At 71.8% G+C, this 14,306-nt stretch carries 11 protein-coding genes; 4 read left to right on the top strand and 7 right to left on the bottom strand.

The genetic code is table 11. The annotated features are described in order from the left end of the window. The first annotated feature begins 33 nt into the window (after positions 1–33). On the top strand, positions 34–1,017 hold the full coding sequence (locus ACQ143_RS11265) for an acetylxylan esterase (protein ID WP_449570780.1): 984 nt from the start codon (positions 34–36) through the stop codon (positions 1,015–1,017). Between the two features lie 47 nt (positions 1,018–1,064). Here ACQ143_RS11265 and ACQ143_RS11260 read toward each other — a convergent pair whose 3' ends face one another. Next, positions 1,065–2,327, bottom strand: coding sequence for a hypothetical protein (locus tag ACQ143_RS11260; protein ID WP_449570779.1), 1,263 nt, complete (start codon positions 2,325–2,327; stop codon positions 1,065–1,067). A gap of 71 nt (positions 2,328–2,398) precedes the next feature. Further along, a complete protein-coding gene (locus ACQ143_RS11255) occupies positions 2,399–4,618 on the bottom strand; it encodes an NADP-dependent isocitrate dehydrogenase (protein WP_449570778.1) in 2,220 nt (739 codons plus the stop codon). A gap of 153 nt (positions 4,619–4,771) precedes the next feature. Between ACQ143_RS11255 and ACQ143_RS11250 the strand changes: the two genes are divergently transcribed. Both ACQ143_RS11250 and ACQ143_RS11245 read left to right on the top strand, forming a co-directional pair. Then, on the top strand, positions 4,772–5,224 hold the full coding sequence (locus tag ACQ143_RS11250; RefSeq protein WP_449570777.1) for a GNAT family N-acetyltransferase: 453 nt from the start codon (positions 4,772–4,774) through the stop codon (positions 5,222–5,224). 84 nt (positions 5,225–5,308) lie between these two features. Further along, on the top strand, positions 5,309–6,088 hold the full coding sequence (locus ACQ143_RS11245) for a hypothetical protein (protein WP_449570776.1): 780 nt from the start codon (positions 5,309–5,311) through the stop codon (positions 6,086–6,088). 38 nt (positions 6,089–6,126) lie between these two features. On the opposite strand, the gene ACQ143_RS11240 is transcribed toward ACQ143_RS11245, so the two are convergent. From ACQ143_RS11240 to ACQ143_RS11225, 4 genes are all read right to left on the bottom strand, one after another. Continuing rightward, positions 6,127–7,944 carry an ABC transporter ATP-binding protein gene (locus ACQ143_RS11240; protein ID WP_449570775.1) on the bottom strand — a complete coding sequence of 606 codons (1,818 nt, stop codon included), beginning with the start codon at positions 7,942–7,944 and terminating at the stop codon, positions 6,127–6,129. After that, positions 7,941–9,752 (bottom strand): ABC transporter ATP-binding protein, encoded by a 1,812-nt coding sequence (locus tag ACQ143_RS11235; protein ID WP_449570774.1) that lies wholly within the window; start codon positions 9,750–9,752, stop codon positions 7,941–7,943. The genes ACQ143_RS11240 and ACQ143_RS11235 overlap by 4 nt, the downstream gene beginning before the upstream one ends. A 299-nt stretch (positions 9,753–10,051) precedes the next feature. Continuing rightward, complete coding sequence (locus ACQ143_RS11230) at positions 10,052–10,576, bottom strand: methylated-DNA--[protein]-cysteine S-methyltransferase (RefSeq protein ID WP_449570773.1); 525 nt, start codon at positions 10,574–10,576, stop codon at positions 10,052–10,054. Continuing rightward, positions 10,573–12,114, bottom strand: a complete 1,542-nt coding sequence (locus ACQ143_RS11225) for a DNA-3-methyladenine glycosylase 2 family protein (RefSeq protein ID WP_449570772.1) — start codon at positions 12,112–12,114, stop codon at positions 10,573–10,575. Before ACQ143_RS11225 ends, ACQ143_RS11230 begins: the two co-directional genes overlap by 4 nt. A 102-nt stretch (positions 12,115–12,216) precedes the next feature. Here ACQ143_RS11225 and ACQ143_RS11220 point away from each other — a divergent pair, with 102 nt between their 5' ends. Beyond that, entirely contained in the window at positions 12,217–13,638 is a 1,422-nt protein-coding gene (locus tag ACQ143_RS11220) for a dihydrolipoyl dehydrogenase family protein (protein ID WP_449570771.1), read from the top strand. On the opposite strand, the gene ACQ143_RS11215 is transcribed toward ACQ143_RS11220, so the two are convergent. Continuing rightward, positions 13,639–14,298 carry a hypothetical protein gene (locus tag ACQ143_RS11215; RefSeq protein WP_449570770.1) on the bottom strand — a complete coding sequence of 220 codons (660 nt, stop codon included), beginning with the start codon at positions 14,296–14,298 and terminating at the stop codon, positions 13,639–13,641. Positions 14,299–14,306: the final 8 nt, after the last annotated feature.

The following is a 14,306-nucleotide window of genomic DNA, read 5'->3' as shown; positions in this document are numbered from 1 at the left end:
GAAACGATTCCTGGATGCCGCTAGATTGTGGACATGCCCCGCTTCGATCTGCCGCTCGACGAGCTCCGGTCCTTCAGCCCTGCCGTCCGCGAACCCGCGGATTTCGACGAGTTCTGGCGTGCGACGCTCGCCGAGGCCCGCGCGGCCGCCCACGATCCGGTCGTCGAACCCGTCGAGACGCCGCTGACCACGATCGACGTGTTCGACGTGACCTTCTCGGGGTTCGCCGGCGATCCCATCAAGGCGTGGCTCACGGTGCCGGCCGGCGCCGCCGAACCGCTGCCGGCGGTCGTGGAGTTCATCGGCTACAACGGCGGCCGCGGCCTACCGGTCGAGCGTCTGGGCTGGGCGTCGTCGGGCTACGCGCACCTCGTGATGGACACCCGCGGACAGGGCGCCCTGTGGGGCGTGGGCGGTGCGACACCCGATCCGCACGGCAGCGGCCCTGCCGCTCCGGGATTCATGACCCGCGGCATCCTGGACCCGGCCACCTACTTCTACCGACGCGTGTTCACCGATGCGGTGCGCGCCGTCGACACCGTGCGCGCCATCCCCCAGGTGGATGCCGGCCGCGTCGCCGTGACCGGCGCCAGCCAGGGCGGCGGCATCGCCCTGGCCGCGGGCGGCCTGTCCGAGGGCCTGGTGGCCGTGCTGGCCGACGTGCCGTTCCTGTGTCACTTCGAGCGGGCTGTCGGCATGACCGGGCAGGACCCGTATGAGGAGATCGTGCGCTACCTGGCCGTGCACCGCGGCAGCGACGACCGGGTGTTCGAGACGCTGTCGTACTTCGACGGCGCGAACTTCGCCACCCGGGCCACCGCGCCCGGCCTGTTCTCGGTCGCTCTGCACGACATGATCTGCCCGCCGTCGACCGTGTTCGCCGCCTTCAACCGCTACGCGCACACCGACAAGCAGATCGAGGTCTACACCCACAACCAGCACGAGGGCGGTCAGGCCGTGCAGTGGATGGTGCAGGCCGGGTTCGTGGGCGAGCGGATGCCGGTGCCCGCGGCGTAGGCCGCAGCGAGGCGGATGCCGGGGACGTAGCCCGAGCCCCGCGACCGTCAGCGGGTGGCGGCGCGGCGCGTCAGGCGCCGGATCATCACCACGATGTCGGCGACGGCATCCACGATGAGCAGTGCCGCGACCACGCCGATGACGACCATCCACCACGGCCGCGGGTCGGCCGTCCACACCCAGACCAGCGCGGGCACGCCGATCGCGAGTTCGGGGATGATGGTGGCCAGCAGCGCGAGCGGCTTGCGCAGTCCCAGCGCGTGCAGCCGGCGCAGCGGTCCGCGGCGACGTGTGTCATCGAGGGCATCCTGGTCGAACCGGCGCACGGTCTCCCGCAGCGCCGCCCAGAACCCGAGCGGCTCGATCTCGATCGCGTCGTCCGGCAGCGCGCCGTCCTCGATCGCGGCGGCGGCGACCGTGGCGACGTCGGCGGGCATCCCGATCGCCGTGAGGACGCGGGCGTACCAGCCCGGCGCTTCCGACTGCAGGGCGGCGGACACGGCGTGCGGGTCCAGGTGCGCGAACGGTGCTTCGGCCCGCAGCAGGGACAGCTGCGAATCCGGCTGCCGGTGCGGGGTGCCGAGCAGGTCGATGATCGGAGCCGTGGCGGGCGCCACCTCGTCGGGGGCGAAGACGGGGGTCAGTTCCACGGAGCGGGCCAGCGTGGCCTGGCCGGGCAGGGTGCCGCGGCCGACGAGCACGCTCACATACCGGTCGCCGCCGAATCCCGACAGCGCGATGACCGGCCCCTCGGCGGCGAGCCAGCCGTGCTCGTGCAGCTGGGCGCCGGGCCCGAACTGCACCACGAGGTGCTCGCCGATCCGTGTCGCGCGCAGCGGGGCGGAGACGTCGCGCGCCAGCAGGGGCAGCACGTCGAGGGGCGACCGGCAGATCACGACATCGGGAAGGGTGTCGTCGGGCATGTCCACCCACTCGATGCCCGCCGGGTCCTCGTCATCCGGTCCCGGCTCGACGACCCCGGCAGCGAACTCCTCGGCGATGTCCACGTCACAGCAGGTCGCGCCCGCGAGCGTCTCGACGACGTCGGCGAGCGTCGGCCCGGGCACGGGGCCGGCGGCCGCGCTGGTCAGCACGCGCCGGTCGGCGGTCACGGCCAGGCACAGCTGCACCGGCAGCCGGTCTTCCGTGATCCCTGCCGCCGTGCTCAGCGCGTCCTGCGGGGCGCGGCCGACCGCACCGATCAGACCGCGGTCGCGCAGGAGCGTCGCGACCTGCTCGGGCGTGCAGCCACGGTCGCCCGTCGGTCGCACATCGCCGTCGGCGAAGTCGAAAGGGGTGCTGTCGGTCATGCGCGATGTCCTGTCGGAGAGAGGAAGCGGGGGTGGATACCGCAGCATCCACCCCCGCTTCAGGAACGGTGTCAGCGGAGGCTGTCGATGACCTCGTTGAAGGCGGCCGACGGGCGCATCACGGCGTCGACCCGCTCGGCGTCGGGACGGTAGTACCCCCCGATGTCGGCGGGGCTGCCCTGCACGGCCAGCAGCTGCGCGACGATCTCCTCCTCGCGGGCGGCGAGCGCCTCGGCGACCGGCGCGAACGCGGCGGCGAGGTCGGCGTCGGCGGTCTGCTGCGCCAGCTCCTGCGCCCAGTACAGCGCGAGGTAGAAGTGGCTGCCCCGGTTGTCGGTCGTGCCGAGCTTGCGTCCCGGCGACTTGTCATTCTCGAGGAACGTGCCGGTCGCGGCATCCAGCGTGTCGGCGAGGATCTTCGCCTTCGGGTTGTCGGTGCTCTCGCCGAGGTGCTCGAGCGAGGCCGCCAGGGCGAAGAACTCGCCCAGCGAGTCCCAGCGCAGGTAGTTCTCGCTGACGAGCTGCTGCACGTGCTTGGGGGCCGAGCCGCCCGCACCGGTCTCGAAGAGGCCGCCGCCGGCCAGCAGCGGGACGATGCTGAGCATCTTCGCGCTGGTGCCGACCTCGAGGATCGGGAACAGGTCGGTCAGGTAGTCGCGCAGCACGTTGCCGGTGACCGAGATGGTGTCCAGCCCCTGACGCATGCGCGCGAGCGAGTACCGGGTGGCCTCGGCCGGCGGCAGGATCGTGATCTGGATGCCGGTGGTGTCCAGCAGCGCGAGTCCCTGGTGCACCTTGGCGATCAGCTGCGCGTCGTGGGCGCGGTTGACGTCGAGCCAGAACACGGCCGGGGCGCCGGTGGCGCGGGCACGGGTGACGGCCAGGCGCACCCAGTCCATGACCGCGATGTGCTTGGTCTGGGTCGCGCGCCAGATGTCGCCGGCGCCGACGGTGTGCTCGATGAGGACGGTGCCCTCGCTGTCGCGCACCTGCACGGTGCCGTCGGAGGGGATCTCGAACGTCTTGTCGTGGCTGCCGTACTCCTCGGCCGCCTGCGCCATGAGGCCCACGTTCGGGACGGTGCCGATCGTGGTGGGGTCGAGCGGACCGTTCGCGATGACATCGTCGATGACGGCCTGGTAGACGCCGGCGTACGACGAGTCGGGGATCACGGCGATCGTGTCGTCCTCGCCGCCGTCGGCGCCCCACAGCTTGCCGCCGTTGCGGACGAGTGCCGGCATCGACGCGTCGACGATGACGTCGCTGGGCACGTGCAGGTTGGTGATGCCCTTGTCGCTGTTGACGTACGACAGGCGCGGGCCGTTCTCGATCGCGGCGGTGAACGCCGCGGCGATCTCGGCGCCGCCGTCGACCTGCGCCAGGCCGCTCAGGATCGAGCCGAGGCCGTCGTTGGCGGACAGGCCCGCCTCGGCCAGCTTGTCGCCGTAGGTGGCGAACACGTCGGCGAAGAACGCGCGCACGACGTGGCCGAAGATGATGGGGTCGCTGACCTTCATCATGGTGGCCTTCAGGTGCACCGAGTACAGCACGTCGTCGGCCTTGGCCTGGGCGATGGTCTCGGCCAGGAACGCGTCGAGCGCCTTGGCCGACAGGAACGTGGCGTCGATGATCTCGCGCGGCAGGACCTTGAGGCCTTCCTTGAGTACCGTCTCGGTGCCGTCGACGGCGGTGTGCACGATCGAGAGCACGTCGTCGTGGGCGGCGACCCAGCTGCGCTCGTTGCTCTTGAAGTCGTCGTGGCCCATCGTGGCCACGCGGGTCTTCGAACCGGCCGGGAAGGGCTTGTTCAGGTGCGGGTGCTTGCGCGCGTAGTTCTTCACCGACAGCGGCGCGCGGCGGTCGCTGTTGCCCTCACGCAGCACCGGGTTGACGGCCGACCCCTTGATGCGGTCGTAGCGGGCCCGGATGTCCTTCTCCTCCACCGAGGCGGGCTCGTCGGGGTAGTCCGGGATGTCGTAGCCCTGCGCCTGCAGCTCGGCGATGGCCGCCTTCAGCTGCGGGATGGATGCCGAGATGTTCGGCAGCTTGATGATGTTGGCCTCGGGCAGGGTGGCCAGACCGCCGAGTTCGGCGAGCGCGTCACCGACCTGCTGCTCGGGCGTCAAGCGCTGCGGGAACGCGGCGAGGATGCGGCCGGCGAGCGAGATGTCGCGGGTCTCGACGTGCACTCCCGCCTGGCCGGTGTAGGCCTGGATGATCGGGAGGAACGAGGCGGTGGCCAGAGCGGGCGCCTCGTCGGTGTAGGTGTAGATGATTGTGGACTCGGTCACCTGATGCGTCTTCCGTTTCGGGCGTGATCGGGGATGGTTCCAGCCTATCCCACCACCCGGAGATATCTTGATGTCGAGATATCTCGCGGGCTCCGCTGTCGCGATCGGTCATCGACGGTGCCGCGTGCCGCCGACGGCGGGTACCCTGTTGCCATGTCTGAGCTGCGGTTGGTAGAACTGTCGGCCTCCACGATCGTGGCGGTCAACAACATGTCCCTCAAGCCGGGACAGGAGCAGTTCCTGGCTCCGACCAGCTACGCCGTGGCCGGTGCGGTGGTCAATCCCGCGACCTCGTGGCAGCGCGTCGTGCTCGACGAGAACGAGGTGGTCGGGTTCGTCAGCGCCAACTTCGACGACGACGCACCGCAGGAGCACTTCCGCTCGGTGCTGTGGCGCATCAACGTCGACGCGGACGATCAGGGCCGCGGTGTCGGTCGGTTCGCGGTCGAGGGCCTGCTCGAGGAGGCGCGCCGACGCGGCAAGGACCACGTCTACGTCATCTACGAGGCCGGCGAGGGCGGACCCGAGGCCTTCTTCCGCCGCGTGGGCTTCACCCCGGTCGACGAGACCGAGTTCGGCGAGGTCGTCGCCGAGATCCGCCTTTAGGCGTCCTGCTCCCGAGCGCTGAGCGCACCCGGCGCCCGCGCGCCGCAACGCTAGAGTGAGCGCCATGGGCGACGGGGCAGCGGGATGAGCTTCTTCGAGGCGCCCGGATCGCCGCCGCCCGGACCACCGCCACCGCCAGGACCACCATCTGCCGGGCCACCACCGGCCGGACCGCCGCCGGCCTCCGCGCGGGGACGGCGCGCGAGCCGCATCCTGTTCCTGGTCAGCGCCGCGCTCGCCTTCGCGTTCCTGGGCACCTTCTACCTCGATGAGCTGCCCCTCCCGGTGCGCACCTGGGTCGCCGAGTCGCTGCCGGCCGCGCGCGGGCTGGTCGGCATCCCGCCCGATCCGGATGTCGAGATCGCCCAGCTCGCCGACCACATGGGGCTGACCGCCGAGGGGCGGCTCATCTTCTACGACGCGGAGCCGGCGATCGTCGACGGACCGGAGATCGCGCGGATCTGCACCGACGGCGAGGAGCTGCCCGGCGGGCTCTACCACGCGGGCTGCTACCTGGGCACCGACCGCATCTATCTGCTGCGTGAGCGACGCACCCCGGTGCTGGTGACCACGGCCGCGCATGAACTGCTGCACGCGGCCTACCGTCGCATGAGTGACACAGAGCGCACCCACATCGACGCCCTCGTCACCGTCGAGATGGCACGCGTGCCCGCCGACGATCCGATCCATGCGCAGATCGAGGCGTCGGTCGGCGACAACCCGCAGGCGCGACCGGACGAGAAGTTCGCCTACCTCGGCTCGCAGGTGCTGCTGCCCGGCGGCTTCGCCCCCGAGCTCGACGCCGTCTACGCCCGGTACTTCGTCGACCGGGCCGGCCTGGCCGGCGCCCACACCGGCGGGTGACCGACGGATGCCGGGGCATGGCGGCCCCGGCATCCGCTCTACACGAGCGACTCGCGCCAGGCGGCGTGCAACTGCGCGAACTTGCCTGTGCCGGCGATGAGGTTGTCGGGGGTGTCGTCCTCGATGATCCGGCCGTGCTCCATCACCAGCACCCGGTCGGCGATCGCGACCGTCGACAGCCGGTGCGCGATGATGATCGCCGTGCGGTCGGCCAGCAGCGTCTGCAGGGCGTCCTGGATCTGCCGCTCGCTGGGCATGTCCAGCGAGGCGGTCGCCTCGTCGAGGATCAGCACCGCCGGGTCGGCCAGGAACGCCCGTGCGAACGAGATCAGCTGCCGCTGCCCCGCCGATACCCGGCCGCCGCGCTTGTTCACGTCGGTGCTGTACCCGTCGGGCAGCGCCTGGATGAACTCGTGCGCACCGACCGCGCGCGCGGCCGCCTCGATCTGGTCGAGGGTGGCGTCCGGCTTGCCGAGGGCGATGTTGTCGGCGACGGTGCCGCTGAACAGGTACGCCTCCTGCGTGACCATGACGATCGCGCGGCGCAGATCCTTCGGGTGCAGCGACCGCAGGTCGACCCCGTCCAGCGTGATCGAGCCCGACGACGGGTCGTAGAACCGCGAGACGAGCTTGGCGAGCGTCGACTTGCCCGCACCGGTGGTGCCCACGAGGGCCACGGTCTGCCCGGCGGGGATGTCGAGCGAGAAACCGGGCAGGATCAGGCGGTCGCCCGAGTAGCCGAACTCCACGTCGCGGAACTCGATGTGGCCGGTCGAGGTCCACAGGTCGACCGGTTCGCGCGGGTCGGGCACCGTGGGCGACTCCTCGAGCACGCCGGACACCTTTTCCAGGGCCGCGTTGGCCGACTGGTACGAGTTGAGGAACATGGCGACCTCTTCGAGTGGGCCGAAGAAGTTGCGCACGTACAGCACAGCGGCCAGCAGCGTGCCGATCAGGAACGTCCCGTCGACCACGCGCAGGGCTCCCCACAGCAGGACGACGGCCATCGTGACGTTGGCCAGCAGGATCAGGCCCGGGTCGAGCACGCCGAACAGCTTCACGAGCTTCAGGTTCACCCGGCGGTACTCGGCCGAGATGTCGCCGAACTCCTCGTCGTTGCGCTTCTCCTTGCGGAAGGCCTTGACGGCGCGGATGCCGGTCATCGTCTCGACGAACTGGACGATCAGGCGCGCGCTGACCACCCGCGACAGGCGGAAGCCCTTCTGCGATTCCCGGTAGAACCACCGCATGAGCAGGTACAGCGGGATGCCCATGACGACCAGGATCAGGCCGCTCTGCCAGTCGAGCAGGAACAGCGCGACGAGCGTGAAGCCGCCGTACAGCGCACCCTGCACCAGTTGGTTGAGGCCGCCGTCGAGGAGCTCGCGGATGGACTCGAGGTCGCTGGTCTGCCGCGAGATGATGCGGCCCGACGTGTACTTCTCGTGGAACTCGAGGCTCAAGCGCTGCGTGTGGCGGAAGATGCGCGTGCGCAGGTCCATCAGCACCGCCTGGGTCAGCCGGGCCGACAGCACGACGTACCAGCCGACCAGGCCCGCGCCGGCGACGCCGGTGACCAGGTACGCGATCGTCACGCCGAACGCCGGCATCCAATCGGCGAACCCGACGGCGCGCGGGAGCGCCTCGTTGATGCCGAAGGCGATCAGCGCGGGGCCCAGCACGCGCAGGGCCGTGGAGGCGACGATCGTGACCGCGGTGAGGATGAGCAGGCCGCGCAGCGGGGCGACGAGCGAGCCCAGCAGCCGCAGGGAGCGGCGGCGGATCGCCCGGCTCTCCTCCTTGGTGTAGTCGCTGCGGTCTTCGCCCGCGGTTCCCTGGACGGTCGAGGGTGTCACAGGTTCACCTCCATCTCACGGTGGCGCGTATCGTCGGCCTCGAGGCTCGAGATCACGTGACGGTAATGCTCGCTGGTGCGCAGCAGGTCCGAGTGGGTGCCCACGGCGGTGATGCGCCCGGCTTCGAGCACGGCGACCCGGTCCGCCAGCGCGACCGTCGACGGCCGGTGGGCGACGATGAGCGCGGTGGTGGTGGCCAGCACGCGGCGCAGCGCCGCTTCGACCAGCGCCTCGGTGTCGACGTCGAGCGCCGACAGCGGGTCGTCCAGCACGAGCACGGTGGGCTTGGCCGCGACCGCGCGGGCCAGCGCGAGCCGCTGCCGCTGCCCGCCGGACAGGCTCAGCCCCTCTTCGCCGACCGTCGTGTCGACGCCGTCCGGCAGTTCGTGCACGAAGTGCGCCTGCGCGATCTCGAGCGCCTCGGCGAGCACGGCTTCGGCTTCGGGACTGTGCGGGTCGAGTTCGTCGCGGCCCAGCAGCACGTTCTCGCGCACCGTGCTGGAGAACAGGGTCGCGTCCTCGAACGCCATCGAGACGTGGCGGCGCAGCTCGTCGAGGCTCAGGTCGCGCACGTCGACACCGTCGAGTTCGACCGCACCGTCGGTGACGTCGTACAGCCGGGTCGGCAGGGTCGTCAGGGTCGTCTTGCCCGATCCGGTCAGACCGACAAGCGCCATCGTCTCCCCCGGTTCGAGGACGAGGTCGACGCCGTCGAGCAGGTCGCGCTCAGTGGCCGCGGCATCCTGGTAGCGGAAGTGCACGTTGCGGAACGCCAGCTCGCCGCGGGGATGCGCGATCGTCCGCGGGTTGTCCGGGTCGACGATCTCGTTCTGCTCGTCGAGCACGTCGAACACGCGGTCGGTCGCGGTGCGCGCGTCGACCAGGAACGAGTACAGGAACCCGAGGGACTCGAGCGGCCAGCGCAGCGCCGTCGCCATGGCGAAGAACCCGAGCATCTCCCCGACGGTGAGCTGCTCCTGCGTCGACAGGTAGATGCCGATCAGCAGGCACAGCGCGAACGCGATCATCGGCACGACCTCGAGCCAGAACCACAGCAGCCCGACCTCGCGGGCCTTGCCCAGTTCGGTCTGCCGCAGCGTCTCGACCTGGCGGGTGAACTTCTGCAGCGCGTGCTTGCTGCGACCGAACGCCTTCAGCACGCGGATGCCGTGGACGCTCTCCTCGACCGCGGTGGCGAGGTCGCCCGCCTGATCCTGGCTCTGCCGCGCCAGCACCCCGTACTTGCGCTCGAACCGGTAGCCGAAGAACCACAGCGGGATCGACACCACGATGAACGTGACGCCCAGCGCCCAGTGCCAGCGGAACAGCAGCACCGCGCCGATGATGATCGTGAGCACGTTGACCACGAGCAGGATCGAGCCGAACGCGAGCCAGCGGCGCAGCAGGTTGATGTCCTGCATCATGCGGCTGAGCAGCTGCCCCGACTGCCAGCGGTCGTGGAACGCGACCGGCAGTCGCTGCAGCCGACGGTAGAACCGCTGGCGGATCTCATACTCGACGCCCGTCGCAGGCGTCAGCACGAACGCGCGGCGGAGGTACACGAACAGCGCCTCGGCGACACCGAGGGCGAGCACGCCCAGCGACGCCCAGATGATGAGCGGGATCTCGCCGTCGGCGATGGGGCCGTCGACGACCGCCTGCAGCACCAGGGGGATCATCAGCGAGACGACGGCCGCGCCCAGGGCCGCGAACAGGCCCGCGATCAGCCGCCCGAAGACGGGGCGCGCGAACGGGATGAGGCGGGCCAGGGCCCGCGGAGTGGAGAGGCGTTCAGGAGGGAGAGACATGATCCTTGGGGGTGGAGCGGGGGTCGCAGAGCGAAGACGGCGGGGCGCGAGCGGACAGGCGTCAGCGAAGCGCAGAGCGGCGAGGCCGGGGCAGGCCCCGAGAGGGCGAACGAAAGGTGCGACGGCTCCGAGCCGTCGGCGGGCAGCAGCTCGTGCTGCGGCGGCCTATCCTTCGCCTCGCGGGAACGCGCCGACCGTGGGGAAGGCGACGGACTTCGTGATGACGACGGCCGTGGACATGGCTTCCTCCTGGATCGACGGGGTGATGGTGCGTCGAAACGACGCGAGAGCCCTCCAGTCTATTCCTGGGAGTTCACTGAGCGCAACTGCGAGTATTCGCGTTCGCGGCCCAGCAGGGCGCGCTTCACGTCGACACCCCACGCGAATCCGCCCAGCGACCCGTCGGTGCGCAGCACGCGGTGGCAGGGGACGAACAGGGCGGGGGCGTTGCTCGCGCAGATGGATGCCGCGGCGCGCACCGCGCGGGGCCGGTCCAGCGCCGCGGCGAACGCCGCGTAGCTGAGCGGCTCCCCCGGCCGGATGCGCCGCAGCGCCGCCCAGCCGCGTTCCCGGAACGCGGTGCCCGGCTGGTGCACCACCACGTCGTCGATCGCGGCGACGTCGCCGGCGTAGTAGGCGCGCACGGCCTCGGCGGCGGTGACGACACCCTCGGCGATGTCGGCCGGGACCGTGCCGGGCGCGAGGCGGCCGACCAGCCTGTCGAGCCGGTCGGTCCAGCCGCTGGCCAGCACGCGCTGCCGGGCGTCGACGAGCACGGTGAACGGCCCGTCGGATGTCGCGATGGTCTCGTAGGTGGCGGTCATGGTGTCTCCAGTGCGGCGGATCGCCGTGGGCGGGCGGGCGAGGGGGCGGGCACGGCGGCACGCCAGAGGTGGGTCATGAGGTAGCTGCGCCACGGGGCGGCGCGCAACGCCCATGCGGCGAACGGGCCCGGTTCGGACGGCAGCCCGGCGCGGGCGGCGCCGGTGCGGACGGCGACATCGCCGGGCAGCACGACGTCGGGGTCGCCCAGCACGCGCATGCGCACGTAGTCGGCGGTCCACGGACCGATGCCGGGCATGGCCAGCAGGGCGGCGCGCTGCGCGGCGCCGTCGTCTCCGGTCGTGAGCGTCAGGTCACCGGATGCCAGGGCACGGGCGGCCACGGTGATCGCGCGGATGCGGGCGCCGGGCCCGCGCAACACCTCGGCGCCGTGCTCGGCGATGGCGGCCATCGTGGGGAACAGCCGGTCGACGGGCGTGAGCCCGGCGACCGTGGTGGACGCGGCCGAGTCGGTCAGGGCGGGGACCGGCTCGCCGAGCGCGTCGGCGAGGCGGCTGAGGGCGGTGGTGGCGGCCGCCACCGAGATCTGCTGGCCGACCATGGCGCGGATGAGCATCTCGTGCGGGTCGGCCGTGCCGGGTACACGGATGCCGGGCAGTCCCGCCACCAGCGGCGTCAGCTCCGGGTGCGCGGCCAGGGCGCCGTCCACCGCCGTCGGATCGGCATCCAGATCGAACAGGCGCCGTGCGAGCGAGACCAGCACCGGGAGATCGCCGAGCTTGGTCAGCTTCGCGTGCAGCCGGAGCCGGCCACCGGCTTCCATGTGCAGGGCGAACCAGGCCGGCCCGCCGGGCAGCCGCACCGTGCGGGCGAACGCGTCGGCGGTCGCCGCCTCGACGCCGGGGACGGCACGGGCGGCCATCCAGGCGAACAGCCCGGCCGCGTCGAACGGCGCCCGGTACGGCAGCACCAGGTCGATCGCTCCGGGGGTGGCAGCGGCCGGGCTCGGGCCACGCCGCCGGGCGCGCAGCTGCCCGGGCGACAGGTCGAACACCTCGCGGATGGTGTCGTTGAACTGGCGCACACTGGCGAATCCGGCCGAGAACGCGACATCGGCGATGGGCAGGTCGGTCCCGGTCAGCAGCATGCGCGCGGTATGGGCGCGGTGTGCGCGGGCCAGGGCGAGCGGCCCGGCGCCGAGCTCGGCCATCAGCAGCCGGGTGAGGTGACGGGACGAGTAGCCCAGGCGGTGTGCGAGGCCGGGCACCCCCTCGCGTTCGACGACGCCGTCGGCGATGAGTCGCATGGCACGACCGGCGGTGTCGCCGCGCAGGTTCCATTCCGGCGACCCGGGCGCGGCTTCGGGCAGGCAGCGCTTGCAGGCGCGGTATCCGGCTTCGTGGGCGGCGGCCGACGTCGGATAGAAGGTGACGTTCGCCGGCTTCGGCGTGCGCGCCGGGCACGAGGGCCGGCAGTAGATCCCGGTCGAACGCACCGCCGTGACGAATTGGCCGTCGAACCGCGCGTCGCGCGCGTCGATCGCGCGGTACCGCTCGTCGAAAGTCATCGTCAGGCTCATGCGTCCACTCTCGCACGCACACGACCTCCCGGCTCGCGGAAATCGGACATCACTGTGCGGGGGCGGTACCGCGCACGGCACGCACGGCGATAGCGTCACGTCATGGACGAGCGTGCGTACGACCTCATCGTGATCGGCGCCGGGCCCGTCGGCGAGAACGTGGCCGATCGGGCCGTGCAGGGAGGCCTGACGGCGGTGATCGTCGAAGCCGAGCTCGTGGGCGGCGAGTGCTCCTATTGGGCGTGCATGCCGTCGAAGACGCTGCTGCGCGCCGGCGCCGTCCGCAACGCGGCGCGTAGCGTGCCGGGGGCGCGCGAGGCGGTCACCGGTGACCTCGACGTCGCGGCGGTGCTGCGTCGTCGCGATGAGATGGTGGGCCACTGGCAGGACGACGGCCAGGTGGCGTGGCTGGAGGGCGCGGGCATCGACCTGGTGCGCGGGCACGGCCGCCTGGAGGGGCCGCGTAGCGTTCGGGTCACCGGTGAGTCCGGTGGCGACGTCGTGCTCACGGCGCGGCACGCGGTGGCGGTGTGCACCGGGTCGGCGGCGCTGCTCCCGGACATCCCGGGTCTGCGCGACATCGGCCCGTGGAGCAGCCGGGAGGCCACGAGTGTCACCGAAGTGCCCGCGTCGCTGGCCGTCATCGGCGGCGGGGTGGTCGCCGTCGAGATGGCCACCGCGTTCGCGTCGTTCGGCACGGAGGTCACGCTGCTGGTGCGCGGCGGGCTGCTGCGCGGTTTCGCACCGTTCGCGGGTGAGGCGGTGGCCGCCGCGCTGACGGCCGCCGGGGTGCGGATCCGCACCGGGGTCACCGTGACGGCCGCTCGGCGCGACGGCGCGGGCGACGCGGTGCTGTCGCTGAGCGACGGGACGACGCTGACGGCGGCGGAGGTGCTCGTCGCCACCGGGCGCGTGCCGCGCACCGACGACCTCGGTCTCGCCTCGGTGGGCCTGACACCGGGTGACTGGCTCACGGTCGACGACACCCTCCAGGTCGTCGGTGTCGACGGACTGTACGCCGTCGGCGACGTGAACCATCGGGCGCTGCTGACGCACCAGGGCAAGTATCAGGCGCGCGTGACCGGGGACGCGATCGCGGCACGGGCCCGGGGCGGACAGGTGGATGCCGGGGCCTGGGGCGCGCATGCCGCCACCGCCGACCATGACGCGGTGCCGCAAGTGGTGTTCACCGACCCCGAGGTGGCTGCGGTCGGGATGTCGGCCGCCGCGGCGGCCGACCGCGGCATCCCCACCGTCGTGCTCGAGGTCGATCTGGCGGGCCTGGCCGGCGCGTCGACGCGGGCCGACGACTACCGGGGCCGGGCGCAGGCGGTCGTCGACACCGAGCGGGGGGTGCTCGTGGGGGCGACGTTCGTGGGGCCCGACGTCGCCGAACTGCTGCACGCGGCGACCATCGCGATCGTCGCCGCGGTCCCGCTGGACCGGCTGCGGCATGCCGTGCCGGCCTACCCGACGCTCAGCGAGGTGTGGCTGCGCTGGCTCGAGCAGTACGAGCGCCGGTGATCAGGCCGGCTGCTTCCAGGTGAGCGTCGACACGCACAGATCGAACAGCGTCTTCATCAGCACGAACGGCTCGTCGTCGTCCGGCGCGTCGACGGGGCGCAGCACCGTCGCCGTCAGCTGCAGGGCGCGGCGGTGGTCGGAGCCGGGCACGGGCGTCAGGTAGACCACTGTGGTCTGGCGCAGCTGGCCGTCCTCCATGGTGACGGTCTTCTCGCGTTCCAGGCGCAGGAAGCGCTTGTCGCCCAGCAGCGGTGTGGCGCCCGCCTCGCGCACCAGTGACCGGATCATCGGGTCGAGGTTGGCATCGCCGGCGGGGGTGCGCCGCAGGGAGGCCACGAGCGAGCCGGGGATGGCCAGGGCGGTGTCGTCGCCGGACCCGGGCGTGAAGAAGGCGATCACCGACTCGTCCGCCATCTTCTGGAAGGCGTCGTCGATCAGCGGCTGCATCCGCGCCAGCAGATCGGGGCGGTGCCCCTGCATGAGCCGCGTGCGCAGGGTCGAGACCAGCTCCTCGCGGTCCGCCTCGCCGGGTTCACGGCGCACCCAGCCGGTGGGCAGGCTCAGCTCGAAATCGGGGTCGGGCGCACCGCCCAGCTGCTCGCGCAGCGACATCCGCTCGGGCCGGTCGCTCAGACCGTCGGCACCGGAAGGCTCAGTCACGGGGGTCC

It is taken from the genome of Microbacterium pollutisoli, from assembly GCF_053586795.1.
The sequence above is the reverse complement of the archived record's forward strand: the minus strand, read 5'-3'. Positions and strand labels throughout refer to the sequence as shown.

Excerpts from the sequence above, each read along its gene's own strand:
- ACQ143_RS11265 (WP_449570780.1), top strand. The coding sequence starts at position 34 with ATGCCCCGCTTCGATCTGCCGCTCGACGAGCTCCGGTCCTTCAGCCCT.
- ACQ143_RS11260 (WP_449570779.1), bottom strand. The coding sequence starts at position 2,327 with ATGACCGACAGCACCCCTTTCGACTTCGCCGACGGCGATGTGCGACCG.
- ACQ143_RS11250 (WP_449570777.1), top strand. The coding sequence starts at position 4,772 with ATGTCTGAGCTGCGGTTGGTAGAACTGTCGGCCTCCACGATCGTGGCG.
- ACQ143_RS11245 (WP_449570776.1), top strand. The coding sequence starts at position 5,309 with ATGAGCTTCTTCGAGGCGCCCGGATCGCCGCCGCCCGGACCACCGCCA.
- ACQ143_RS11235 (WP_449570774.1), bottom strand. The coding sequence starts at position 9,752 with ATGTCTCTCCCTCCTGAACGCCTCTCCACTCCGCGGGCCCTGGCCCGC.
- ACQ143_RS11230 (WP_449570773.1), bottom strand. The coding sequence starts at position 10,576 with ATGACCGCCACCTACGAGACCATCGCGACATCCGACGGGCCGTTCACC.
- ACQ143_RS11225 (WP_449570772.1), bottom strand. The coding sequence starts at position 12,114 with ATGAGCCTGACGATGACTTTCGACGAGCGGTACCGCGCGATCGACGCG.
- ACQ143_RS11220 (WP_449570771.1), top strand. The coding sequence starts at position 12,217 with ATGGACGAGCGTGCGTACGACCTCATCGTGATCGGCGCCGGGCCCGTC.